The organism is Arthrobacter sp. D2-10, assembly GCF_054161285.1.
In genome coordinates, this window is sequence record NZ_CP096431.1 from 3,029,419 (window position 1) to 3,053,526 (window position 24,108).

Annotated in this window: 27 protein-coding genes; 10 read left to right on the forward strand and 17 right to left on the reverse strand. The window is 63.2% G+C overall.

Annotated features, from left to right (window positions below; genetic code table 11):
- Positions 1 to 9: 9 nt before the first annotated feature.
- Positions 10 to 222: a hypothetical protein gene (locus M1D74_RS14160; RefSeq protein ID WP_458117215.1), complete on the reverse strand. Its 213-nt coding sequence runs from the start codon at positions 220 to 222 to the stop codon at positions 10 to 12.
- A 39-nt stretch (positions 223 to 261) separates the two neighbouring features.
- On the opposite strand from M1D74_RS14160, the gene M1D74_RS14165 reads away from it, so the two are divergent.
- Positions 262 to 954, forward strand: a complete 693-nt coding sequence (locus M1D74_RS14165) for a helix-turn-helix domain-containing protein (RefSeq protein ID WP_458117190.1) — start codon at positions 262 to 264, stop codon at positions 952 to 954.
- 49 nt (positions 955 to 1,003) lie between these two features.
- On the opposite strand, the gene M1D74_RS14170 is transcribed toward M1D74_RS14165, so the two are convergent.
- The 7 genes from M1D74_RS14170 to M1D74_RS14200 form a co-directional block, all read right to left on the reverse strand.
- Positions 1,004 to 1,870, reverse strand: coding sequence for a carbohydrate ABC transporter permease (locus M1D74_RS14170; RefSeq protein ID WP_458115697.1), 867 nt, complete (start codon positions 1,868 to 1,870; stop codon positions 1,004 to 1,006).
- Positions 1,864 to 2,727 (reverse strand): carbohydrate ABC transporter permease, encoded by an 864-nt coding sequence (locus M1D74_RS14175; RefSeq protein WP_309070843.1) that lies wholly within the window; start codon positions 2,725 to 2,727, stop codon positions 1,864 to 1,866. The genes M1D74_RS14170 and M1D74_RS14175 overlap by 7 nt, the downstream gene beginning before the upstream one ends.
- A 113-nt stretch (positions 2,728 to 2,840) precedes the next feature.
- Positions 2,841 to 4,172 carry an ABC transporter substrate-binding protein gene (locus tag M1D74_RS14180; RefSeq protein WP_458115698.1) on the reverse strand — a complete coding sequence of 444 codons (1,332 nt, stop codon included), beginning with the start codon at positions 4,170 to 4,172 and terminating at the stop codon, positions 2,841 to 2,843.
- A gap of 227 nt (positions 4,173 to 4,399) precedes the next feature.
- Entirely contained in the window at positions 4,400 to 5,782 is a 1,383-nt protein-coding gene (locus tag M1D74_RS14185) for an MFS transporter (protein WP_309070845.1), read from the reverse strand.
- Positions 5,783 to 5,839: 57 nt separating this feature from the next.
- Positions 5,840 to 7,078: an NAD(P)/FAD-dependent oxidoreductase gene (locus M1D74_RS14190; RefSeq protein ID WP_458115699.1), complete on the reverse strand. Its 1,239-nt coding sequence runs from the start codon at positions 7,076 to 7,078 to the stop codon at positions 5,840 to 5,842.
- 3 nt (positions 7,079 to 7,081) lie between these two features.
- Positions 7,082 to 7,405: a 2Fe-2S iron-sulfur cluster-binding protein gene (locus tag M1D74_RS14195; RefSeq protein WP_309070847.1), complete on the reverse strand. Its 324-nt coding sequence runs from the start codon at positions 7,403 to 7,405 to the stop codon at positions 7,082 to 7,084.
- Positions 7,406 to 7,455: 50 nt separating this feature from the next.
- The gene (locus tag M1D74_RS14200) at positions 7,456 to 8,772 is read right to left on the reverse strand and encodes a cytochrome P450 (RefSeq protein ID WP_458115700.1); all 1,317 of its coding nucleotides are present in this window, start codon (positions 8,770 to 8,772) and stop codon (positions 7,456 to 7,458) included.
- A 112-nt stretch (positions 8,773 to 8,884) separates the two neighbouring features.
- On the opposite strand from M1D74_RS14200, the gene M1D74_RS14205 reads away from it, so the two are divergent.
- The gene (locus M1D74_RS14205) at positions 8,885 to 9,790 is read left to right on the forward strand and encodes a LysR substrate-binding domain-containing protein (protein ID WP_309070849.1); all 906 of its coding nucleotides are present in this window, start codon (positions 8,885 to 8,887) and stop codon (positions 9,788 to 9,790) included.
- Between the two features lie 34 nt (positions 9,791 to 9,824).
- Complete coding sequence (locus M1D74_RS14210; protein WP_458115701.1) at positions 9,825 to 10,805, forward strand: glycoside hydrolase family 43 protein; 981 nt, start codon at positions 9,825 to 9,827, stop codon at positions 10,803 to 10,805.
- A 22-nt stretch (positions 10,806 to 10,827) separates the two neighbouring features.
- On the opposite strand, the gene M1D74_RS14215 is transcribed toward M1D74_RS14210, so the two are convergent.
- On the reverse strand, positions 10,828 to 11,766 hold the full coding sequence (locus M1D74_RS14215) for a DUF368 domain-containing protein (protein WP_458115702.1): 939 nt from the start codon (positions 11,764 to 11,766) through the stop codon (positions 10,828 to 10,830).
- Positions 11,767 to 11,827: 61 nt separating this feature from the next.
- Entirely contained in the window at positions 11,828 to 12,013 is a 186-nt protein-coding gene (locus tag M1D74_RS14220; protein WP_458115703.1) for a PspC domain-containing protein, read from the reverse strand.
- 122 nt (positions 12,014 to 12,135) lie between these two features.
- Here M1D74_RS14220 and M1D74_RS14225 point away from each other — a divergent pair, with 122 nt between their 5' ends.
- Positions 12,136 to 12,870: a DUF72 domain-containing protein gene (locus tag M1D74_RS14225; protein ID WP_458115704.1), complete on the forward strand. Its 735-nt coding sequence runs from the start codon at positions 12,136 to 12,138 to the stop codon at positions 12,868 to 12,870.
- A gap of 91 nt (positions 12,871 to 12,961) precedes the next feature.
- Here the strand turns inward: M1D74_RS14225 and M1D74_RS14230 are convergent, their stop codons facing one another.
- Genes M1D74_RS14230 through M1D74_RS14250 form a run of 5 tightly spaced genes read right to left on the reverse strand, consistent with a single transcriptional unit; the run spans position 12,962 to position 17,467 of the window.
- A complete protein-coding gene (locus M1D74_RS14230) occupies positions 12,962 to 13,759 on the reverse strand; it encodes an IclR family transcriptional regulator (RefSeq protein WP_458115705.1) in 798 nt (265 codons plus the stop codon).
- 8 nt (positions 13,760 to 13,767) lie between these two features.
- Entirely contained in the window at positions 13,768 to 14,601 is an 834-nt protein-coding gene (gene kduI, locus M1D74_RS14235) for a 5-dehydro-4-deoxy-D-glucuronate isomerase (RefSeq protein WP_458115706.1), read from the reverse strand.
- An 18-nt stretch (positions 14,602 to 14,619) separates the two neighbouring features.
- Positions 14,620 to 15,927, reverse strand: coding sequence for a TRAP transporter large permease (locus M1D74_RS14240; RefSeq protein WP_458115707.1), 1,308 nt, complete (start codon positions 15,925 to 15,927; stop codon positions 14,620 to 14,622).
- Positions 15,924 to 16,439, reverse strand: coding sequence for a TRAP transporter small permease (locus M1D74_RS14245; protein WP_458115708.1), 516 nt, complete (start codon positions 16,437 to 16,439; stop codon positions 15,924 to 15,926). Before M1D74_RS14245 ends, M1D74_RS14240 begins: the two co-directional genes overlap by 4 nt.
- Positions 16,440 to 16,456: 17 nt before the next feature.
- Positions 16,457 to 17,467, reverse strand: a complete 1,011-nt coding sequence (locus tag M1D74_RS14250; RefSeq protein WP_458115709.1) for a TRAP transporter substrate-binding protein — start codon at positions 17,465 to 17,467, stop codon at positions 16,457 to 16,459.
- 166 nt (positions 17,468 to 17,633) lie between these two features.
- Between M1D74_RS14250 and M1D74_RS14255 the strand changes: the two genes are divergently transcribed.
- From M1D74_RS14255 to M1D74_RS14275, 5 genes are all read left to right on the forward strand, one after another.
- Positions 17,634 to 18,659 carry a zinc-dependent alcohol dehydrogenase gene (locus tag M1D74_RS14255; RefSeq protein ID WP_458115710.1) on the forward strand — a complete coding sequence of 342 codons (1,026 nt, stop codon included), beginning with the start codon at positions 17,634 to 17,636 and terminating at the stop codon, positions 18,657 to 18,659.
- Positions 18,656 to 19,411, forward strand: a complete 756-nt coding sequence (locus M1D74_RS14260; RefSeq protein WP_458115711.1) for an SDR family oxidoreductase — start codon at positions 18,656 to 18,658, stop codon at positions 19,409 to 19,411. Before M1D74_RS14255 ends, M1D74_RS14260 begins: the two co-directional genes overlap by 4 nt.
- Positions 19,408 to 20,049, forward strand: a complete 642-nt coding sequence (locus M1D74_RS14265; protein ID WP_458115712.1) for a bifunctional 4-hydroxy-2-oxoglutarate aldolase/2-dehydro-3-deoxy-phosphogluconate aldolase — start codon at positions 19,408 to 19,410, stop codon at positions 20,047 to 20,049. The genes M1D74_RS14260 and M1D74_RS14265 overlap by 4 nt, the downstream gene beginning before the upstream one ends.
- Entirely contained in the window at positions 20,046 to 20,987 is a 942-nt protein-coding gene (locus M1D74_RS14270; protein ID WP_458115713.1) for a sugar kinase, read from the forward strand. The genes M1D74_RS14265 and M1D74_RS14270 overlap by 4 nt, the downstream gene beginning before the upstream one ends.
- A 168-nt stretch (positions 20,988 to 21,155) precedes the next feature.
- Positions 21,156 to 22,223, forward strand: a complete 1,068-nt coding sequence (locus tag M1D74_RS14275) for an Ldh family oxidoreductase (RefSeq protein WP_458115714.1) — start codon at positions 21,156 to 21,158, stop codon at positions 22,221 to 22,223.
- Between the two features lies 1 nt (position 22,224).
- Here M1D74_RS14275 and M1D74_RS14280 read toward each other — a convergent pair whose 3' ends face one another.
- Positions 22,225 to 22,866: a maleylpyruvate isomerase family mycothiol-dependent enzyme gene (locus M1D74_RS14280; RefSeq protein WP_458115715.1), complete on the reverse strand. Its 642-nt coding sequence runs from the start codon at positions 22,864 to 22,866 to the stop codon at positions 22,225 to 22,227.
- A 95-nt stretch (positions 22,867 to 22,961) separates the two neighbouring features.
- Complete coding sequence (locus M1D74_RS14285) at positions 22,962 to 23,567, reverse strand: YitT family protein (protein WP_458115716.1); 606 nt, start codon at positions 23,565 to 23,567, stop codon at positions 22,962 to 22,964.
- A 182-nt stretch (positions 23,568 to 23,749) separates the two neighbouring features.
- On the opposite strand from M1D74_RS14285, the gene M1D74_RS14290 reads away from it, so the two are divergent.
- Positions 23,750 to 24,079 carry a hypothetical protein gene (locus M1D74_RS14290; RefSeq protein WP_458115717.1) on the forward strand — a complete coding sequence of 110 codons (330 nt, stop codon included), beginning with the start codon at positions 23,750 to 23,752 and terminating at the stop codon, positions 24,077 to 24,079.
- Positions 24,080 to 24,108 lie beyond the last annotated feature (29 nt).

Genomic DNA, 24,108 nt, shown 5'->3' on the forward strand with positions numbered 1-24,108 from the left:
CAAGCAACTCTAGGAATTCAGTTGATGGTTCACCATGGCACATAATGAGGCATGCATGGACGATCCGATTCCGAAGAGCCCATGGTCGAGCGGGCAACCGGCTTTGATCATCAGCGTCTGGTGGTGGTGCCCCGGCCCCTGATTCGGGATGCGCTCAGCCGCCCGGTTACTCGGCGGATGGTCGTCACCGATGCCGGCTTCTTTCCCCGTGCTGAAAGTCATGGACGGCGGCGCCCGTCAGGAGCGCCCGAGACAATCGTCATGCTCTGTGTTGCCGGTAGTGGCTGGGTTGAGGTCGGTGGCGTCCGGAGTCAGGTTGAGAAAGGGACGGCAGTAGTCCTCCCCGGAAACACGGGCACACCGCACGCGTATGGAGCATTGGCTCAGAATCCCTGGACCATTTGGTGGTGCCATGTGAGGGGAACAGATGTGCCCGAAATCATTGGGGAAGCCGGCATCAGCGAGGAGCGGCCCCTTATTGGGCTCGTCGCCGTCGACCGGCTTACCGCGATACTCGACGAGATTGTCACCGATCTCGAGCGGGATCAGTCGCCCGCCCGCCTCATCGCAACATCCGGATTGGCCTGGCGCCTGTTGACCCTGCTGGCCGTCGACCGCCGATCCCCGGAGCGCGGCGCACCGCTCGAACAGGCGATGCGGTTCCTGGAAGAGCGTATCGACGGAAGCATTCGTGTTCCTGACCTTGCAGCCCTGGTCGGGGTGTCGTCGTCACAACTGAGCAAGCTTTTCCGGGAAGCGACAGGCGGAGGGGTGCTGGCACACCACCTTGCCCTCAAGATGGCGCGCGCAAGGCTGCTGCTGGACACCACCGTCCTGTCGGTCGCGCAGGTGGGACGCGCGATCGGCATGGACGATCAGTTCTATTTCTCCCGGCAGTTCCGGCGCGTGCACGGGCTGAGCCCCAGCGCCTATCGGGCCGAGCGCAAAGGCTGACACTGACGACGTCGTACTCCATATCAGCCTTCGACGCGGGCGGCGCGACCTATCCCTTGCTTGCCCCAGCCGTAAGATCAGCTCTCCAGAAGCGTTGAAGTCCGATCATGAGCGCCACGAGGAGGACCACCGACAGCGCCGAACCGGTGACGACGAGCTGGTAGAACATCGGGTCCCGCTGAGTCTGGGAGTTCCACAGGGTCAGTCCGAGCGTCAGAGGGAAGGTTTTCGTCTCATTGAGCATGACCAAGGGGAGCAGGTAGTTGTTCCAGATGGTGACGAACTGGAACAGGAAGATCGTCACAAGTGCCGGCGACATCATGCGGGTCGCTATCGCCGCAAAGATTTTCAGGTCTCCCGCCCCATCGATGCGTGCGGCTTCGATGATCTCATCCGGCACTGCGGCGTTTGCATGGATTCGTGCAAGGTACACGCCGAAGGGACTCACCATGCTGGGTAGCAGGACTGACCAGTAGGTGCCGGTGAGGTCCACTGCATTGAGGAGGAAGTACAGAGGGAGAGCGATGACTGTAGCAGGAACGAGCACTCCACCGAGAATGATCGAGAACAACAGCTCCCGCCCGGCGAAGGCATACTTGGCGATCGCATAGCCGCAGGCGGCCGATAACACTGTTGCGACCAGCGCACCGACCGCTGAGTAGAGGACGCTGTTCAGCACCCAGGCGGTGAAGATGCCGCCGTCCTGGGTGAAGACGTTCCGGAGATTTTCCCAAGCCTGCGGTGAGTTCGTGAACCACAGCCCGAAACTGCTGAAGAGCTCCCCCGGGCTCTTGGTCGCTGCAACAAGGACCCAGAGGATCGGCAGCAGGAAGTACAAGGCGGCGATCACGAGCACGCTGTTGACTGCGATCGAGCTCGTCAGGGGCGGACGGATGCGTTGATTCTGGCTTACCACGCGCGGTTTCCTTTGCGGTTCACGAGCCGGAGGAATCCGAAGGAGAAGGCGAAGCCCAGCACGGCGACGATCACTGCCATAGCTGCGGCAAGGTTCGGATTGCCCTGGGAGAAGGACTGGTTGTACGCGGCGAGGTTCGGCGTGTAGTCGGAGCTGATCGCTGTAGTCAGGGGACGCAGGACCAGGGGTTCGACGAAAAGCTGCAGGGTCCCGATGATGGTGAAAACGGTGACGAGGATGACGGAGGGGCGCACGAGGGGCAGCTTGATCCGCCACGTGATGGCCCATTCCGAAGCCCCGTCAATCTTCGCTGCTTCGAACAATTCGGACGGGATGGCGTTCAGCGCCGCGATGAGGATGAACATGTTGTAACCGGCGAAACCCCACAACGCGATATTCGCGATGGCGAACAGAATGCTGTTCGTGTCTAATGGGTTCACGCTGATGCCTGCGGCCGACAGGACCTGCAGGATCGGACTCGTCGCCGGGATGTACAGGAAGCCCCAGAGCAACGCGGCAATCACTCCAGGCACGCCGTAAGGAATGAAGAACACGACACGAAAAAGCCGGGGGAACCGTGCACTAGCCGAATCGATGAGCAGAGCGAGCCCGACGGCTGTCACCACCATGAGCGGCACCTCGATGGCGGCGAATGCGAGCAGCCGTCCGAGGCTCGCGACGAATGAGGGATTGCTCAGCGCCGCCGCGTAGTTGTCGAGGAAAACAAAAACCTTTTCAGGAGCCCCGAATCCAAGTCCTGATGCCTTCGTAGAAAACAGGCTGTCGCCGATCGCATAGACGATGGGAGCGATGAAGAATGCAGCAAACATGGCAGCGAAGGGCGTTACCAAAACCACCAAAGCCAGGTTGGGATGCCGCCTAGCCTTGCCTCGAGGTGTGGTTACTTTGTGATTTCGAGATGTTGAGGCAGCGGCGGGGCGAGTAACCCGCCCCGCCGTTCGGGTCTGGCTCAATTGACCGAAATTCCCTTGTCCTTGAGCGCACTGCTCATTTCGTCCTGAGTTTTGTCGTAGGCGTCTGTCAGCGGGGTTCCACTCTCGACCGCACTCTTCACGTTGTCGCTGAGGGATGCAAAGAGTGTCGAGGACAGAGGTGGCCACTTCCAGGAGTTGTCGACATTCTTGTCGGACTCCGCAAACACATCCCAGATGTCCTGTCCCCCGTAGAAGGCAAAGACTTCAGGATCATCCTGGAGGGAAGCGATAGACGCCGTGTCGGCAATAGCCGGCCAGCCTGCCCCGACGCTCGTCAGGATGCTGACGCTTTCGGGATCTGAGTTGAGCCAGGCAGCGAATTCAGCGGCCTCCTTCGGATTATCCGACCCCTTGAGCACCGCGCTCGCGGAACCACCAGCCCACGTTGCGGAGACATTCTCCCCGGCTTTCCACTGAGGCACCGCGCCCACAGCCCACTGCCCGGCGGTGTCGGGAGCAGTACCGCGGAGGATAGCGTCAGCCCAGGATCCGGAGATCCAGGTGACGACGTTGCCGCTCTGGATGTCCGCATTCCATTCGCTCGAGAAGTCCGCTTCGATCTTGACGAGATCCTCGTCAATCATCTTCTGCCAGAACTCTGCGACCTTGAGAGTTTCGTCATCGTTGATGGTGACCGTCCACGCATCGTTCTCTGGCGTGAACCAGTTTCCGCCGCCTTGCTGGGACAGACCAATCAGCCAAGGAGCCTGGTTGAAGGCGAACGCGGTGATGTAACGGTCAGGGTCCGAAGCCCGAATCTTCTTCGCGGCTTCGTAGTACTCGTCCCAGGTCGTTGGGTACTCAATGCCCAGGGAATCAAAGATGTCTTTGCGGTAGAACTGACCGAGGGGTCCGCTGGCTTGCGGAACAGCATAAACGCTGTCATTGAAGACGCCGGTCTGCCACTGCCAGGGAACGAACTTCTCCTCCTGGTCTCCGACATACTCAGTGATGTCTTCAAGTGCATCATTGACCAGGAAGTCCGGGATGGCGTCGTACCCAAGCTGAACGACGTCCGCGGGATTACCGGCCTGAACCGCCGAAAGCATCTTCGCGTACCCACCGTCGGGACCCGCTGTAATGGTTTCCAGCGTAACGTTCACCTCGTCCTGAGAATCGTTATAGGCGTCCACAGCCTGATCGATGTTCGGTACCCAGGACTGGAAGGTGATATCCACAGGGCCTTCCTGAGCAGCAGGAGCGCTTTCACCTCCAGGGCTACTGCAGGCTGCTAGGCCGCCGGCTAGAACGATGATTACCGATGCGGCCAGCGCCGACCGTCGGCCCGAGGAATGGTTGCCGAACATACATGCTCCTTTGCACTGCAAAACAGGGAATCATTTGTACCGATGCGCTAAATCTAGGTCTGCACAGCGGTGGAGCAACATAGCGATATGAGCCTTCCCTATGGACGATCCGCTAAACCTTCGAGGCACAGACGAGGCCTGAGCATGGATGACCACCCGTTCTGGGACGCAGAAAGGGCCGGCCACCCCGGAGGAGTCCGGGACAGCCAGCCCCTGGCGGGAAGAGCCTAGGCGCCCGCCCTTTCGAAGGCCGGCTCCCGGCGCTTGTCGAAGACCGTGGCCCCGACTTCCTGCTCCGCCTGATTATCAATGGACAGATCAATCCCCTTGCGGTCCCGAAGAATGAGGACCGCAATCGTGGAAAGCACGGTCATGCCCAACAGGTACAGCGACACGGACGCGCTGGTTCCGGTGTTCTGGATCAGCGCCTGCGCGATGGTTGGGGCAAACGCTCCGCCGAGGATGGCACCAAGAGCGTAGGAGATGGATACTCCCGAAAAGCGCACGGATGCCGGGAAGATCTCGCTGTACCAGGCGGCCTGCGGACCGTAACTCAGCCCGAGTCCGATGGTGAAGAGGCCCAGCGCCACGTACAGCAGCGGCAACGATCCCGTGTCGATGAGCCAGAACAGCGGGAAGACCATCAACGCCTGCGAGCCAAAACCAATCAGGTAGGTCTTCCTGCGCCCGATCTTGTCGGCCAGGAACCCGGAGATGAAGGTGAAGATGAACCACATCGCAGCGGCGAACGTGATGGCCAGGAGTACGTCGGTGCGGTCCAGTCCAACCTCTGCCGTCGCGTAGCTGGGAATGAACCCTCCGGTCGCCATGTAACCCGCAGCGTTGTTTCCGGCGAAGACCAGAGCGGCCAGGAGCACCAGCAGCCAGTGCTTGCGGAACAGTTCAGCCGCCGGAACCTTGGTCTGCTGCTTACGGGCCGCAATTTCCTCGAAGACGGGTGACTCATCGACCGCACGGCGGACCATGTAGCCCACGGCGATCAGGACGATACTCAGGAGGAAGGGAACCCTCCAACCCCATTCGATGAACGCCTCGCCCGGGGAAACCCAGCCGGTCATGACGGCGGTGACCCCTGAGGCAAGCAACATGCCGAGCGGGACGCCGAGCTGGGGGAAGGACCCTGCACGGCCCCGGCGGTCGCGCGGTGCATGTTCGACGGCCATGAGGACTGCGCCGCCCCACTCACCTCCGGCGGAGATCCCCTGCAGGATCCTCAGCAGCAGCAACAGGATCGGCGCGAGGACGCCAATACTTTCGTAGGTGGGCAGAACGCCGATCAGCGTGGTTGCCGCACCCATCAGAATGAGCGTCAGCACCAACATCGGACGTCGGCCGATCTTGTCCCCGAAGTGTCCGGCAAGGAATGCTCCCAGCGGCCGGAAGAGGAAACTGATACCTACGGAAGCGAACGCCAGCAGAAGACCGATGGATTCACCGGCGGGCGCGAAGAAGACCTGTGCGAAGACCAACCCGGCGGCCGTGGCGTAGATGAAGAAGTCGTACCACTCGATGGTGGTGCCGACTATTGTGGCGAACGCGACGCGCCGTTGCGTCGCCTTCGACGCGGCAGCTGCCGATACTGCGGACATGTTTTCTCCTGGGATGAACGGTGAATGAGGTGGATGCGATGGGTTTCAGGATTGGTTTCAGGCTGCGGCGAGAAGCGCGGCCCGTGTGTATTCCTTCAGGCTGAAGCCGGCCACTGCCGCTTCAGCGGGATCCGGTCCGCGACCGGCGGCAAGCAGCTTGCGCGCTGCCATGTGGTCGGCCGGCGCGTTGACGGATTCAACCGCTACAAGCTGACCGTCGCGGTAGCAGAGCACTGAAAAGGCGGCGGCACCCGGATTCCCGATGACTACGACGCCGTCGTCCGCCTGGGCGATACCGGCCATCTGCAGGCGCAGCTTGCCCTGCGTCGACCAAAACCAGGGAACATCCGTGTAGTTCGTCAGCGTTCCGAGGATGGTCTGGGCTGCATGGCGACCGTGGGCCGCTGCGTTCTGAACGGACTCCAGTCGGGTGACAGCCCCGGTATGGACGCTCGGGTAGCTGGCGCAGTCCCCGATAGCGAGGATCGAGGGGTCCGAGGTCCTCAGTGTGGAGTCGACGAGGATTCCATTCTGCGTCTGGAGTCCGGCGCGGGCGGCGATGTCATCATTCGGTACGACGCCGATACCCACCACCACAAGGTCAGCCGGGTACGTAGTACCGGCAGTTGACACTGCAGCACCGACGCGGCCGTCAGGACCGACGTCGAAATGGTCGATACCTTCATTGAGCCGCAGTTGGATGCCACTCTCCTGGTGCTTCCGTGCAAACCATGCCGCCGTCGTCGGCGTCAGCGCCCGTCCCATCGGCCGCGGGGCGAATTCCAGGACTGTGACGGAACACCCTTGGGCGTGTGCTGCTGCTGCGAATTCGAGCCCGATGAAGCCGGCACCGACAACCACCACGTTCCGTGCCGTGGCCAGCGCACTGTGCAGAGCCCGGGCATCCTCCAGAGTCTTCAGGCCCCGTACACCCTCCAGTGTTGCGCCAGCACACGCCAGCTCGCGGTTGCGTGCGCCGGTGGCGAGAACCAGGTGCTCGTAATTAAGGACTGATCCGTCCGAGAGCGTGACCGTGCAGGCGTCCCTGTCTATGTCCGTCGCTCTCACGCCCGCTCTCAGGTCAATGTCCTTCTCCTGATAGAACGACGGCGTGCGCAGGGGCAGCGGCTCGGGACTCCCTGAAGCGGTCAGGTAATCCTTGGAGAGGGGCGGGCGCTGATAGGGAAGCTCCGGCTCGTCCTCAATGATGATGACTGGTTCGGTGTACCCACCGGAACGGAGCGAATCGGCGACCTGGAGGCCGGCATGGCCTCCCCCAATGATGACAACACTCACCGCCTACACCTGTCCCTCAGGGATGTCGACGACGATGCCGTCCAATTCCGTGCTGACGCGAACCTGGCAGCCCAAACGGGAGGCGTCGGTTCGTTCGGCAGTGGTGCAATCGAGCATCTCCTCTTCGTCCTCGCTGATGTCGGGCAGTGCATCTGCAAACTCGGGACGGACGTAGACGTGGCAGGTGGCGCACATCGCCTGTCCCCCGCACTCCCCCACGATGCCGTTTACGTTGTTGGCGACTGCGGCGCGCATGAGGGACGTGTTGTCCTCCACGGTGACGGTGTCGGACTGGCCGCTGGGCTGGACATAGGTGATGGTAGGCATGGTTCTCCTGAAGGAATGGTGAGTAGGAAGGGGACGCCGTGTGAGCCGGGCTAGTCCCAGAGGACCGGCATCTTGATCAGGCCACGGAACACCCAACCGGCGTCGACCGCCGCGTTGTCGGGGTCCAGGCGCAGACCGGGGAGTCTGTCGAAGAGGACGGGCATAGCAACCTGCGCTACCTGTGCCCGTGCAATCCACGTGCCGGCGCAGAAGTGCTGACCGCCGCCGAAACCGAGGTGCGGCTTCTTGGCCCGGTGGATGTTGTACGACTCCGGATCCACGAATACTGCCGGATCCCGGTTGGCGGCGCCGAGCACCACACCGAGCCGAGCGCCTTCGGGGATACGCACGCCTTCGAGGACTGTCTCGCAGGTTGTCTGGCGCGGGTACATGCCGATGGGCGCGACCCAACGCACGGATTCCTCGAAAGCCGTAGCGTGCAGCTTCGAGTCAGCCAGGACATCCGCGAGTTGGTCGGGGTGGGAGAGCAATGCCCAGACGGTGGTCGCGAGGACATCGCGGGGTTCGTTGAGCCCACCGCCGATGGTCATCTTCAGGTTTGCCCTGACGGACTCAAGCGGAATCGGCAAGGAGGCCAGCCCCGAGAGGAGGGAGTGATCGGGGTTCTTCAGCAGGTACGGGATCATGTCATCGATTGCCGCGTCCACCTCGGCTGACGCGGCCTCGCTCTTCGCCCACACGTCCGCGTCATCGGCGTAGTTGCCGGTTCCGTCGATCATTGACTGGCTCCAGCGCTGCAAATCTTCCTGGGAAGAATTGTGGAACCCGCAGATCAGTCGGAGGTTCTCGGCCGCATAGGGTGCTGCGTAATCCCAGACGAAGTCCGCTCCCGGCCCCTTGGTGACGAGCTCGTCGAGGTACTTCCGGTTGTTCTCCTCGAAGATGGCGGCCCAATGCTTCTTGATCGTGCCCGGCCGGAGCGTGCTGCCGTAGGAGTCGCGGTCCACCTTGTGCTCCGGATCGTCCTTGCGGAGCATGGAATGCCCCATGGCGCGCTTCATCAGGGAGCCCGTCTCATTGGCAGAGAAAACGTCCGCGTCCTGTTCGATGGCGTGGCAGGCGGCGTAACTCGTCACCATGTAACGGTTGACGGCCGGGACCCAGTGCACTGGCGCCTCTTCCCGCATCCTCCGGTAGATCGGGAATGGGTTCCGGTGGAGTTCGGGGATCGTGACCCAGTCGGCGACAGGCGGGTCAATGGGCGCCTCGGTGTTCTCCGCAACGCTGCCGGACCCTACGTGGTCGGCGGGAAGGGATGCCAACACCGCAGCGCGTTCGGTAGGGTCCGTGGGCAGGTTCCCGCTGAAGGGACATGCGGCGGTCTCGGATGGCCCCTGGACATTCATGGCTGATCTCCTGCACTAAGCGACATTGCTGATGGATTCAGTGTGGCCTGACTCATATCAGCAGGTAAAGTACAAGAATCAGGGCTATATCCACGGTTTGGGTGAGGTGTTCATGGCACGGTATACGCTCCGGCAACTGGAGGCGTTTGTCGCCGTAGCTGAACAAGGCAGCCTCACCTCCGCTGCGGAGAAGCTCCATGTGTCCCAGTCAGCCATTTCCGGTGCCATCAACAACCTTGAACGCGTCTTCGGCGCACAGCTGACCATTCGCCGTAAGGCTCATGGAGTGACCCTTACCTCCGCCGGAAAGTACGTTCTCGACCGGTCGAAAGGCCTCCTGAACGCGGCGTCGGACCTCGAATTACACGCCTCCGACGCTGGGACCGAACTGCGGGGCGCCCTTACACTCGGCTGCTATCGCACGCTCGCGCCCACCGTGCTCGCTGGCCTCATCGACCAGTACAGCCGGCTCTACCCACTGGTGGAGCTCGATTTCTTCGACGGACCACAGTCGGAGATTCAGGAACGGGTCCTCGCAGGCCGGCTGGATCTCGCAGTCGCTTACGACCTGGGGCTGCCCGCCGGGCTGCAGCGCAAGCGCCTGTACGAGGCTGCGCCCTCCATCGTGCTGGCGGCGGATCACCCGTTGGCGTCCCGGCCTTCCCTTGGGTTGAACGATGTGGCCGATGAACCGATGATCCTGCTGGACGTGAATCCGAGCCGCGAGAACACCATGATGATGTTCTCCAGCGCCGGGCTGCAGCCCAATATCCGGTTCCGCACAACGGACTACGAGGTCACACGGTCGCTGGTCGGACGCGGGATGGGCTACGCAATCCTGATTCAACAACCGGCAGCGAATCAGACCTACGAAGGCCGCCCGCTTGTAGTCCACCCCATGACACCGGTCATTCGAACCGTCCCGGTCTCGATCGTGTGGCCGGGCTCCGTGACGCCCTCCCAGAGCGCTGCCGCCATGGTGGCGCTTGCCTCCGAGCTCTACGCCGATGCCGGCTGATTCGCAGCCGGCAGCGTCTGAAAGACTGACTCCCGTGACTCCATCCCATGCTGCTTCCGCGGACACAACCCATAACGACGACGACGCCTCCCAGCGCTGGCTCTTCGCCTACTTCACTCCCGAGACGGAGAAGGAAGGCGAGCAGGTCCGCTTCGCCGTAAATTCCGGCCCGGATGCAAGGACGTGGATACCCCTCAACGATGGCAACCCCATCCTGATCAGCGACGTCGGCGAGCGCGGCGCGCGGGACCCCTTCATCTTCCGCGACCATACGCGTGACAAGTTCGTTGTGCTCGCCACCGACCTGCGCGTTGCGACGGACGGCGACTGGGACCGAGCCGAGCACCGCGGCAGCCGGTCAATCCTCGTGTGGGAATCCGAGGACCTGATGACGTGGTCCGGCCCGCGGCTCGTCCCCATCGCCCGTGAGGACGCCGGCAACGCCTGGGCCCCGAAAGCCTTCTGGTCCACGGAGCGGGACGCCTGGCTGGTGTTCTTCGCGTCATCGCTTCCGGGCACCGGTGAGGCAGGAAGTGATTACCAGCGCATGTTCGTCACCGAAACGGCCGACTTCGCCAGCTTCAGTGCGCCCGTGTTGTACCTGGACCTCGGCAAGTCCGTCATCGACGTGACCTTCCTGCAGGTGGGCCAGTGGTGCTACCGCTTCTCCGCAACCTCCCGCCCCGCGGGGAGCCCCGAGGATGACGCTTTCGTGTTCGTTGAACGCGGCCGCAGCCTGCTCGACCCTGACTTTGAGCCCTGGGTAGTAGCCGCCGGAAAGGGGGACATCAGGCAGGGCGAAGGTCCCGCCGTCGTCCTGCCCTCCGACGGTTCCGCACCGTTGCTGCTGATCGACGAATTCGGGCTGAGCGGCTATCACCTGTTCGAAGCCGCTGACCCGGAGCTGCGGGAATGGAAGCACGTGCACGACGCCGTCCTGCCGCCCCGTGCACGCCACGGCTCGTTGCTGGCGATCACCCCTGAGGAACACGCACGGCTTCTGCGACGCCGATGACCCCTGCCAACGTCCTGGCAGACTAGGCGGGCTTGTGCGCCCGTCGGCCAAGCAGCCACATCAGGATGACCATCGATGCTCCTGCCACAGCCGCGGTCAGAGGTCCTGCCCAGGCGCCGGGCTCTGGGGCGAGCAGCGCTGTGTCATCTTGCCAGGGCCAAAGAGCGCGGACTGAGCCAAGGATCAGACCGGCAGCGATCAGGAGCGTGGGGACTTCGTGTTCGCGCAGGAGGTACGCGAGGAGCCGGACCACGGTCACAAGCCCCAGGAATGCGCCGGCGCCAAAGAGCGCGATGTAAGCAAGATCCCTGGAGCTGACGGCTTCCAGAGTCGGTTCGTACATGCCCACTGTGAGCAGGACAAACGATCCGGAGAGCCCGGGAAGTACGAGCGCCCCAACCGCTGCCGCTCCACTGATGACGAGGATCCACCACCGCGGCTCGTCGACCTGTAGGGCCGGAATGCCAAGGAAGAGAAACGTAAGCGATGCGACTGCCAGCACCACGGCCACGTTGCGGACGTGGCGACCCGGCTTTGCCGATGTCGCTTGACGAACCATCGACGCCGGTACCAGCAGACTCGCGAGAACCATGCCGAAGAAGAGCGCCCGCGCCAGGACGGGTTGTGTGTCAACGAAGTGGTGAAGCGGCCCGGCAAGGGTGAGAAGAGCGACCACCATGCCGGACACCAGCGGAAGGACGAGCACCCACTCGACCTGCTTGAGGTGCTGCAAGGCTGACCCGACGCTGCGGCGACGTACCAGCGACGCGACACCATGGACGGCATGGTTCGCTGAGCGGATCAGCCGCTCATAGATTCCAAGGACCAACGCCATCGTGCCGCCGGAGACTCCGGGAACGAGTTCCACGAGACCGATCACGGCCCCCTGGAGGAGAGCAGGGATGAGTCGCAACCACCCTCTGGTAGGAACAGGAGCGCTGGGTACCGGAAGGGAAGTCATCCCTTCAACGGTAAGTGCAAGGAGCCGATCGGCCTGAATCGGAGCCGGCGTGCGGTGGCGGTCAGCCGCTGGACTTGGGCAGCATGATCCACAGGATGATGTAGACCAACTCGCCAATGCCCACCAGTCCGAAGATGATGAAACCGATCCGGACAAGCCACGTGGGCAGGCCGAATCCGGTTGCGATAGCCGCGCAGACTCCGGCTATCAGTTTGCCGTTACGGGGACGTACCAGTGTGCCAGCCATGCGGCGACTCTACGCCGGTCGGGGACCAGGCGGAACCCCGCTCTCCAAACGTCGGGAGCGTTCGATCGGCCGGTTGCTAGTGTGACCAAGGTGAGTGAAGCGGGCCCTAGGTCAACCGGGCAATGAACGAAGTCCGTATCGGAACCTCCGGCTGGAGTTACGACCACTGGAACGGCGTCTGCTACCCGCACGGGACACCGCCGGCGAGACGGCTGGACCACTACGTGAGCCGGTTCGACACGGTGGAGCTCAACGCCAGCTTCTACCGCTGGCCGCGCGACGCGACGTTCGCCGGGTGGCGGCGTCGCCTTCCGCCAGGGTTTGCGATGTCCGTCAAAGCACCACGCGGACTGACGCACGGTAAGAAGTTGTACCAGCCGGAGGTCTGGATCGAGCGGATCGCCCGCTGCTGGCACGAGCTTGGTGACCGCCGCGCCGTCCTCCTCCTTCAACTCCCGCCATCCATGGAGCGCGACGACGCCCGCCTCGACTACTTCCTTACCCACCTGCCGTGGTGGATCCGGGTAGCGGTCGAGTTCCGTCATGCGAGCTGGGATGACGACGCCGTGTACGCGATGCTCGAACGCCACCAGGCCGCGTACTGCGTGATGAGTGGAGCAGGGCTGCCCTGCGTCCTGAAAGCGACAGCTCCCTTTGTGTACGTTCGGCTGCACGGACCGGATCACGGGCATCTTTACGCGGGCTCGTACTCGGACGCCGACCTTCGCTGGTGGGCGGACCGTATTTCGGAGTGGCACAGTTCCGGTCGGGACGTCTACGTGTACTTCAATAACGACGGCGCCGGCCACGCCGTGCGGAATGCGGAGACTCTGCGCGCGTTGGTGGGCAAACGCTGACTATGCTCGGCTCGTGAAGCCGGGGAAGAACACGGAAAACGTGCAGCGCGGAGAGCCTCTGCAACTGAGGCACCGCCCCGATGAGGAACCTCTAGGCGCTGGCACGCTCCACGGACGATCCAAGTGCCCGGGAGATCTCGTTCGCCGCTGCGACAGCCTCCGGAGCAAACTGCTCGATGCTGGAGCCCGGATACTCCAACTCGAGGGATGAGATCGACAGACCATACGTCACGCGGCCGAGGTGGTCACGGATGGGGGCTGAAACGCACACCGTACCGCGCTCGTTCTCGCCCAGATCAAGTGCATACCCGCGCTGGCGCACGTTAGCAAGTTCCGCGTGTAACTTCTCAGGGTCGGTGATGGTGTCACCGGTTCGGGCCGGCAGACCGACCTCAGCCACCAACCGGTCCACCTGCTCAGCCGTCCAGCTGGAGAGCACCGCCTTGCCCATGCCCGAGCAATGCATGGGCATCGACAGGCCTACGCGCGAGGCCATCCGATAAGGCTTCGACGAGTCCTTGCGGATGACGTAAACCATTTCGAAGCCATTCGCGACGCCGACGTGAACCGTACAGTCGACTTCGCGAACGAGCCTGTCGACGATCGGCTCCGCGATGAAGGAGATGTCGAGCCTTGAGATAGCCCTACCGGCAATGCCGAGGAGCCTGGAGCCGGGGTGGTACCCACGATCGCTGTCGCCGCTAACGAACTGCAGCTCAGCAAGCGTTGCGAGGATACGGTGCACGGTCGCCTTGGGCAGCCCGGTTTCCTCGACGATGTCCGTAAACCGGTCGTAGAGGATCGCGGCCTCGAGCACCCGCAGGGTCTTCTCACTAGCGCCCATGGACGGCGCCGGGCTTGTATCAAGCTCCCTGGCTTCCCCGGTCATGGCCCGCATCATCTCACGTCAACAATCGCGACGCCATCCATATCGTCGAACGCCTGATTCTCCCCGGCCATCGCCCACACGAACGAGTAGTTGGATGTTCCGACACCCGAATGGATCGACCAGGACGGCGAGAGCACCAGTCCCCCGTCGCCGACAAGCATGTGCCTGGTTTCTGTCGGCTCGCCCATGAGATGAACGACGCGAGCCTCCTCGGGGATATCGAAGTAGACGTAGAACTCAGTGCGACGGTCGTGGGTATGTGCCGGCATCGTGTTCCACATGCTGCCGGGGTGCAGTTGCGTCACACCCATGACGACCTGGCAACTGCGCACACCGTTCTCGTGGATGTACTGGTTGATTGTCCGTCGGTTCGAGGTCAACGGATCACCGAGCTCACGGACCGTGCCCTGACCGGGCTCGACCAACGCCGTCGGGTAGGAAGCGTGCGCGGGTGCAGAGAAGCCGTAGAAGCGCGCGGGGGTGCCGGCATCGTCGGACTCGAAAAAAACATCCTTCACTCCGCGGCCCAGGTACAAGCACGCCCCTGTGGTCATCACGTGACGCTCGCCATCGGCCTGGACGGTGCCCGGCCCGCCGATGTTGACGATGCCGATCTCGCGATGGTCCAGAAACTGTTCGCTGCGGATCTCCGGGACAGCTTCGAGCGCAATAGGTGCGTCGGTTGGCACGGCGCCAACAGCCACCACGCGGTCGTAGTGCGTGACGACGATGCGCACGCTGCCCGGCACAAAGAGGTCTTCAATCAGGTAGCGGTCACGCAGCTGCTGCTGGGTGGCTCCGGGAATCTGCTCGGGGGATGTCGGCCCGTAGACGGCGGTCATGGAATTCCTTCCGGTCGGTTAGAGCAGTCCCATGAGGCCCGGTAGCCACAGGGAAAGCTGGGGGACGAAGACGATAATGAACAACAGCACAACGAGCACGATCAGGAACGGCACCAGTTTGACGATAACCGGTTCGAGCTTGACCTTCGCCACCTGGGTACCGACAAACAGCACGGGCGCTGACGGGGGCGAGATCACCGCAATCGAGAGGTTGAATACCATGATGATTCCGAAGTGCACGGGGTCGATGCCGTAGGAAACAGCGATCGGCAGGAAGATTGGCGTGAATATCAGGATTGCCGGCGTCGGATCAAGCGGGATACCGATCAGCAGCAGCACAAGCATCATGATCAGCAGCACTATAACCTTCGAGTCAGTCCACCCGAAGAGCGAATCAGCGATCAGCTGCGGCAACCGGGCATAGGTCATCACGTAGGACATGATCGACGAGACCGCGATCAGGAAGATGACGATCGCACTGGTGCGGCAGGCGTCGAACAACACGCGCGGCAGGTCCTTGACCGAGATGGTGCGGTAGAGGAACGAGAGAAGCAGGGAGTAGATCACTGCAACTGCCGAGCCCTCGGTCGGGGTGAAGAAGCCGGCAACAATGCCGCCGATCGCCACGACGATCAGGCCGAGGGATGGAACGGCGCGGCCGAAGGTCACGAGGAAAACCGAGAACTTGGGCCAGGGCTCGCCCCGTAGCTCGGGATGGCGACGAGCGTAGACCAGCCCGACGACGGCGCACGCGACTGCCCAGAGAATGCCGGGAATGTACCCCGCGACAAACAGGGCGCCCAGCGACGTGCCGCCGGCGGCCAGGGAGTAGACGATGAGCGTGTTGCTCGGCGGGATCAGCATCCCTGCCGGCGCCGAAGCGATATTCGCCGCTGCGCTGAAGGCGCGGTCGTAGCCCGCCTTCCGCTGCATCGGGGACATGGTGGAACCTATGGCGGCGGCGCTGGCGACGGCGGAACCGGACACGGAGCCGAAGATCGCGTTGGCGATGACGTTCGTCTGTACGAGCGGGGCCGGCGTACGGCCCACGAGCACCCGCGCTAGATTGATGAGCCGCTCGGCGATACCGCCGTTGTTCATGATCACGCCGGCCAGGATGAAAAACGGGATGGCGAGCAGCGCGAACGAGTCGGCGCCGCCGAGCATTTGTTGAGCCGACGTGACGGCGCCTCGCTCGAAGTCCACGATCAGGAGCATGCACAGCGCTGACGGCAGGGCGATGGCAATGGAAACAGGAGCACCAATCGCGAGCAGCAGCGCGAGGCCGCCGATAAGGATGACGCTGATAGTACCGGGCTCAATCACAGCGCTGCCGCCTCGAGGTCCTCGTCGTGATCCACGTGGCCGGCATAGTTGCGCGAGAAGGTTCCGACGATGTGGATGATCATGTAAATGGTCAACAGCACGCCCGAAATGGGCAGGGCGAGGTAAAGCTGGCCCTGGCTCAGGGGCAGCAGCGGATTCTGCTGCCCCCACGCGAGGACGGACTGCTGGAAGCCGCCGAATACCATCACGTACAGCACGAATGCAAGAGTCGTGAGGTATGCGATGAGGTCAGCGAACCTCTGGAACTTCACGGGCAGCCGTGCCACCAGGAAATCCATGATGACGTCAGCCTTTTCACCGACCGCGATGGCGATGCCGATGAGGCTCACCCACACGAACGTGTGACGCGCCGCTTCCTCGGTCCACGCGCTCGGCTGGCCGAGGACGAGGCGGGTGAAGACCTGCCAAGCTACGAGCAGCACCAGCAGCGCAAAGAGGGTGACACAGGCTGTCCGAAGCGTGCCATCGAGCCCCGCTCGTGCCTTCTTCATGAAGTTCCTGGCTGCCATTAGCTGCGCGCCGCCTCGATGGCATCGTAGACCGACTTTGCGACCTCGGACGTGACAAGCTCCTCATGCAACGGGCGCGTGGCCTCGCGGAACGCTTCGACGTCGGCGTCGTTGATCTCAGCACCGGCTTCCTCCGCTGCTGCGGATGCTTCCTCGACAGCCGTGTTGAACAGCTCAAGCTCGGTATCCACGGAGGCTGCGAACAATTCCTCGAAAATCGCACGGTCCTCTTCGGTAATGCGGTCCCAGACGGCGGGGCTTGTGACCACGTAGTCGGGCATCATCAGGTGCTCGGTGCGCGAGTAGAAAGGTGCGATCTCATCGTGAGAGAGCGACGAGTAGATCAGCTCGTTGTTCTCTGCCCCATCAAGCACTCCGGACTGGATCGCTGTAAACACCTCGCCCTGTGCCATCGGCGTGCCCACGCCGCCCATCAGCTCCATCATCCGCACGTTCGTATCCGAGCCGATTACGCGGATCTTCTGGCCGGAGAGATCAGCGGGCGTTTCCACCGGTCCGACAGTGGAGTACACATTACGGACACCGCCGTGGTACGCGGTGAGCACCTGGATGTTGTCGTCCAGTAGCGTGTCGTACAGGCCGCCTGCAACCTCGCGGTCGTTGAGCACGCTCATCTGATGCTCGGGCGATTCGTACAGGTACGGCAGGTTGACGACGGAGAAGTCCGATTCGAAATTCTCTAGGAGGCTGCCGGCAACGACGGCGAAGTCGATAGTGCCTGACTGCACCTGTTCAATGGTGGCAGCCTGGTCACCCAGGGTTTCATCCGTGTACAGCTCCAGCGCATACCTGCCGTCGGTCTGGGCTTCCAGATCCTCGGAAAGCTGCAGCAGTGCCTGAGCCTGCGGATGGTTGATGTCCTGGTTGAATGCAACGCGAAGGACCGTCTCGCCGCCGCCCTCTTCTCCTCCCGAAGAAGAGCATGAGGTAACAGCCATCGTGGTGATAACAGCGGCACTTAGAGCGCCCAGGATCTTCTTTGCCTGCATGAGTTTCTCCTCGTTGAGTCCATAAGGGTTGAGTGCATCTGAACGGTGTGATGTGCACCACCGGCGCGATCGAAGATAACTATAACCAGATAGAACTCAGTTGCGCCACACGGAACTCGTAGTGGAACATGGTTCCGTGGACGCAGGACCGACGAAGGAGATGGCAGTGCGAGCAGCGAAATACATGGGAGACCGAAGGATCGAGGTGGGTCACACAGAAGCGACCCCGCCTGCGTCCGACGAAGTCACGATCCGCGTGGCATACAACGGAATCTGCGGAACGGACCTGCACATCGTTCAGGGTCACATGGACGCACGGGTAGCAACGCCGGCTGTGATCGGTCACGAGATGAGCGGCGTCATCAGCGCGGTCGGCCCGGACGTGGACTCTCTGACCGTCGGACAACCGGTAACGGTCATGCCCCTGCGTTGGTGCGGTGAGTGTGCCTCATGCCTCGCCGGACATCAACACATCTGCCAGCGCCTCAACTTCGTCGGTATCGACTCCCCGGGCGCTCTACAGGAACAGTGGACTGTGCCGGCGTCCGTCGTCGTTCCCCTGCCGGAAGGCCTTTCGCTTGAGCACGCAGCCTTGGTCGAACCGCTCGCAGTAGCGGTACATGACGTGCGGCGTGCGCGGCTCGCACCGGGCGAGACCGCCGTCGTTATCGGTGGCGGCCCTATCGGCCAACTCATCGCCGTCGTCGCACGTGCAGCCGGAGCGGGCGTCATCCTGGCTGAGCCCGACGCCGCACGGCGTGCGTTTGCTGCGGCCCAGGGCGCCATCGTCGTGGATCCGATCGAGGGCGACCTTGCAGCAGTCGTTGAGGAACACACCGACGGTGCCGGGGCCGACGTCGTCTTCGAGGTTGCGGGCACCCGTGGCACCGCGCTCGACGCGACCCGGCACGCGCGGACCCGCGGCCGCGTGGTCTTCGTTGCGATCCATCCCGAACCCGTGCCGGTGGATCTTCACCGCATCTTCTGGCGTGAGCTGGAGGTACTTGGAGCCCGAGTTTACGAGCGTGAGGACTTTGAGCGCGCCATCGAACTGCTCGCCTCCGGCGTGGTCCCGGCCGACTCGCTCATCACGCGGGTGGTGCCGCTCGATGACACCTCGGAAGCGTTCGATGCGCTGCTTGCAGCGTCCGCAATGAAAATTCTCGTCGATGTGCAAGGAGTTCGGGCATGAGTGTCTCATTTGATCTGACAGGAACAACCGCGGTCGTCACCGGCGCGCGTCGAGGCATCGGGTTCGCGATGGCCGAAGGGCTGGCCATGGCCGGTGCCAACATCATCGCCGCGTCCGCCAGCCAGGAAGCCGACGGCGGTGCTATCGGCGAGCGTGTACGTGAACTGGGGCGCTCCTTCGAAGGTCACGCTGTGGATTTCCGCGACCGCGATACCGTTGCCGCCTTCGGTACGGCGGTGCGGGACCGCGCGGACATTCTGGTGAACAATGCCGGAACCATTCGCCGGTCACCGGCCGCCGAGCATCCTCTCGAGTGGTGGGACGAGGTGCTCGACGTGAACCTGCGCAACCAGTTCGTTCTCACCCAGGCCGTCGCCGGCGGAATGCTGGAGCGCGGCTATGGACGCATCATTTTCACCGCGAGCCTGTTGAGCTTCCAGGGCGGCATCACCGTGCCCGGGTACACCGCAGCGAAATCCGGTATTGCCGGCTTGGTGAAGGCTCTCAGCAACGAGTGGTCGGCACGGGGCGTCACAGTGAACGCCATCGCACCCGGGTACATTGCCACCGACAATACCGCTGCGTTGCGCGCTGACGAGGACCGCTCGCAGGCCATCCTGGACCGGATTCCAGCCGGCCGCTGGGGCAATGCTGAGGACCTCCAGGGCGCCACAGTGTTTCTTGCGAGCCAGTCGGCCGCCTATGTCACCGGAGTGACCCTGCCGGTCGACGGCGGATGGATGGCGCGATGAGCCTCGAGCTCAGCGGTGTTGTCCCGCTCGCGACTGTCGAGGATGGCGCTGCAGCAGACATCCTGGCCGACGGCCTCATCGCAGGTGGCCTGCCGGTCCTTGAGGTCGCTTTGCGCAACGAGTACGGGATGGCCGCGATCGAACGCATCGCAGCACGCGGAGACGTGCTCGTCGGTGCAGGCACGGTACTTGACCCCCAGCAGCTGCGGCGCGCACTCGACGTCGGTGCGGCGTTTGTGGTTGCCCCGGGGCTCGACGAGGAGGTTGTCGAAGCAGCGCTCGACGCCGGAGTCCCTGTACTGCCCGGCGTGATGACCCCGAGCGATATCCAGCGGGGCATCCGCCTCGGCCTCAAACGCCTCAAACTATTCCCCGCCGGCGCCATTGGTGGACTTTCCATGATCGATGCGCTTGCACCGGTCTTCCCGGGCGTGAGCTTCATGCCCAGCGGTGGCGTCAACACCACCAACCTTGGCGACTACCTCGCACATCCGGCCGTGTTTGCCGTGAGCGGCTCGTGGATCGCTGCTCCTACACGTGTCGCAGCGGGTGCTGATGCTGTCGCTGAGGCAGCCCGGCAGGCACTCGCGGTCAGCACCGGGGCAGACACTGGGGCAGGCTCGGAGTCCTCGCGATGAGCGTCGTCGCGCTCGGTGAGTCTTTGGGGCTGCTGGTTGCATCCCGGATCGGCCGTCTTGAGCTGGTACCGACGATGGATTTGGGATTCGGCGGTGCGGAGAGCAATGTCGCGATCGGAGTCGCGCGCCTCGGCGTGCCGGCGACGTGGATGGGCCGCCTTGGTGACGACGCGCTGGGCCGCCTCATCGGTCGGCAGCTGCGCGCGGAGGGCGTCAGTGTCGCGGCGACCTGTGACCCGGAGGCCCCCACCGCCCTCATGCTGAAGGAGCGTCCGGCGGCGGGCTCCAGCGCTGTCTCGTACTACCGCGCCGGGAGCGCAGGCTCACGCCTCGCGCCCGAACACCTGGACCTGGACCTCATCCGCGACGCGCGGATCCTGCACATCACCGGAATTACCGCCGCGCTGGGTGCCGGGCCGCGTGCGGCGCTGGATGCCGCGATCGATGCCGCGCGTGACAGCGGCACTATTATCTCCTTCGACGTGAACCACCGCTCGCGCCTGTGGGACCATTCGACGGCTGCCCGGGCGTACCGCGAGATTGCGGCGCGCGCCGACGTCGTCTTCGCCGGGGATGACGAATCGGAGCTACTCACCGGCGAGAAGGAAACCGCTGCGCAAGCGCTGGCGATCACCGGGATGGGCCCGAAGCAGGCAATCGTGAAGCTGGGCGCCGAGGGCGCCTACGCTCTGTGCGATGGCGATGCCGTCCAGCAGCCGGCGTTCGCGGTGCATGCCGTCGACACCGTCGGCGCCGGTGATGCTTTCGTTGCCGGCTATCTCGCGGAACTCATTTCCGGTGCCCCCTTGACTGACCGTCTCCGCACGGCTGCCGCCTGCGGCGCGATCGCCTGCACCGCGCCGGGTGACTGGGAAGCAGCTCCCGACCGCGTCGCGATCGCGCGGTTGCTAGGAGACGGAGACCCCGTACAACGCTGAAATTCCGCGCTGAGGGACAGAAACGGCAAGGCCTAGGCACCGGTGACGACGGCGGGGTCCGATCCGCAATTCGATCGGCCCCGCCGCTCGGCGTTGGGTTACATCCCGCGCTGATTCCCGCTTGAATCGAAGTAACCGCGTTCGACGACGAAAGGCAGCCTTGTGAACATGTACCCGGCAGAAACGGTCCGCGCTCAGATCCTGGCGGTACTCGAGGCGTGGGGTATGACGCCGGAAAGAGCGCGCACCACGGCGGAAGTCATGGTCGAAACGGATCTTGCAGGGATCGACTCCCACGGCATTTCGATGCTTCCGACCTACCAGCGGTTCATCGGTACGGGGAAGGTGAACTTCCGCGCCGAACCGGTGGTGAGCCGGGAGACTGCAGCGACCGCCGTCGTCGACGGTGGAAACAATCTCGGTCACGCGACCATGGTCGCGGCAATGGAGCTCGCCGTCGCAAAGGCCAAAAAATCTGGCGTTGGGGTTGTGACGGTGCACCACTCCCATCATTTTGGTGCAGCCGGTTACTACGCCAAGATTGCCGCTGATGCAGGGCTGGTGGGTTTGGTTACCTCAACCACGCCGGGCAAGTCGGTGGTGCCCACGAGAAGTGCCCGTCCGCTGCTAGGGACGAATCCGCTGGCCTTCGCGGCACCGAGCGGTGACGCTGACGCACCCTTCCTGCTGGACATGTCGACCAGCACCGTGGCCATGAACAAGGTCAAGGTGTACGACTACCGCGGGCAGGATCTGCCCAAGGGCTGGGTACTCGATGGATCAGGCGAACCTGTCACCGATTCCCATGCGGCCTTCGCTCAGCTCCGGGCCGAAGAACACGGTGGGCTCAGCCCGCTGGGCGGAACCGAATCACTCTCGAGCTACAAGGGTTACGGGCTGGCCCTGATGGTGCAGATCCTCGCGGGCGCCCTCGCCGGAGCAACATTTGCCCCCCTGAAAGACCCTGCCGGCCCCGACAACATCGGCCACTTCTGCCTCGCGATCGACCCCGGTTTCTTCGGCGATCCTAAACAGTTCACCGCGTCCGTCTCCGATATCCTCGACACGCTCCGCACTGAACCAGCAGTGTCACCGGAGCGGCCGGTCTTGGTGCCCGGGGACAATGAACGATCCGTCCGGGCTGAGCGGCTTGAGAGCGGCATCCCGCTGAGCGATGCCCTGATCGGGCAGGTCAAGGACATCTGCTCGAAGACCGAGGCCGCGTTCCTTCTCTAGGTCAGCCCGCGATACGCGAACGCAGGATCGGCACGCCCGGGCCATCCAACGCGTCGAGGTGCGCCGTTCGGCCAGCCATCGCCATGACAAGAGCCAGCGTTGACCCGTTAACCAGATTTCCTGTGCCGGCGGTGAAGGGGCTGTCGTTTGCCCTTAGCTGCAGGCCCTTGACGAGCGTTCGGCTATTGACGGCGAAGTTCCGACTCGCGAAGAACTCGGCGACTGGAATCAGCGCCCCAACGCGTGGCTCCCGCACAAGGCCAAGCGGTTGGCGGATGTCCTGTGCGTGCACAACGACCTCGCCGAGGAACGCTGCGATGTCAGGAGTCGGCGCAATACGGCTGTCGATGACGGCGCGGAATCGGGCCAGCGTTGCACTCGGGGAATCGCCGCGCTGTTCCTCCAGCCGGCGCTGGTTGTGCACGGTGGGGCGAAAGCCCGCTCCGAGCATGCTGCGCATCCACTGCCATCTATTGAGGCTTGCAGCAGCAGTGAGGTGGGCGACCACCTGTTCCACATCCCATTTCCCGCACAACGTGGCATGGCGCCACTGCTCGGGCACCAAATCGGCCAGGTCCTCAGCCAATGCAGCCCGCTCTGCGCGCATCAGCTCCCACAGTGAGTCGGTCGACGTTTCAGTCATGGTATCTGGCTCCTTCGTTGGTGATTGCCGTGCTCGCCGGGTAGACGGATCATCTGCCGGAAAATCATCTACCTCTCGCGCGGCTTCTCCTCAGACTAGGAGGCCAGATACCGTCCGGGCCGATGGTTCAGCGCGAGGATGAGATTCAACATGACCACTCCGACGCCGGAGACAAGGGCGGTCATGGGCGGGACCACAAGCATCGACGCCAGCACGACGGCGGCATCGAGACCCATCAGAACATAGCCCGCGCGCAGACCAAACCGCTCCTGCAGAATCAGCGCCGCAATGTTGAACCCGCCCAGGCTTGAGTTGTGTCGAAACAGGATGAGCAGGCCGATCCCGCACAGGACGCTGCCGGCTACCACCGCGTACCAGGTATTCATCGCGGGGAATTCGACGGCGAGAGGATGCAGGTAGGACAGAGCCGACACCAGAAGGATGGCTGCACCGCTTCGAACGGTGAAGCCCAGGCCCTTCCTGCGGGCCGCGAGAATGAAGAACGGCAGGTTGATACCGAGGAACAGCACGCCGAAATTGACCGGGATGCCGTAGTTGAGGAGGAGCGCGATGCCCGCTGTTCCGCCGGTTACCGCAGAGCAGCTCTTGAGGAGGAAGAGGCCGAGCGAAACGACGAAAGTGCCGATCAGCAGCCCCAAAACATCTTCGAGCTTGCTGTGCTTGACCGGTGACGGGGCCAATGGGGCACTGATCGTCTGAATGGGGAGCTCCCTCTGAAGCGGCGTTGTCCTGCCCTCAATTTTAGGTGCGGCGGCTCCCTGCTCCCCCATCGAAGGGGTGAGATGTTTCCTACACTCGGCTCGTAATCAAATCGTGCCCATTGCCGTGTAACTACCCACGAGCCGCCGCAAACATAACGGGTATGACGGCACAAATCATCGAACAGTCGCAGGTCACCCCGGCATCCTCAGGCAAGTTGTGGGAAGTGAAGGTCGGCACGGCCGCCGGCCAGTTCCTTTCGACGCCGCGCAAAGCCGCAGAGCGCATCGCCGCGATCGCCGAACGCCGTCTCGCGCAGGGACGGCCCATCATATTCACCGTGTACCGGCTCAATGAGGAGGACAAGCCGGAATGGGACGCCAGCGCCGAGGTGGCAAGCATCTTCGCGGTTACGGGTTGGCCTGCATCCAACTGCGCCATCCAGCGGGCCCAGGTCATCGACATCCTCGAAGCTGCCCTCACCGAGCGCTGACCGGTGAGCGGGACCGGCCGGGTGCCGTC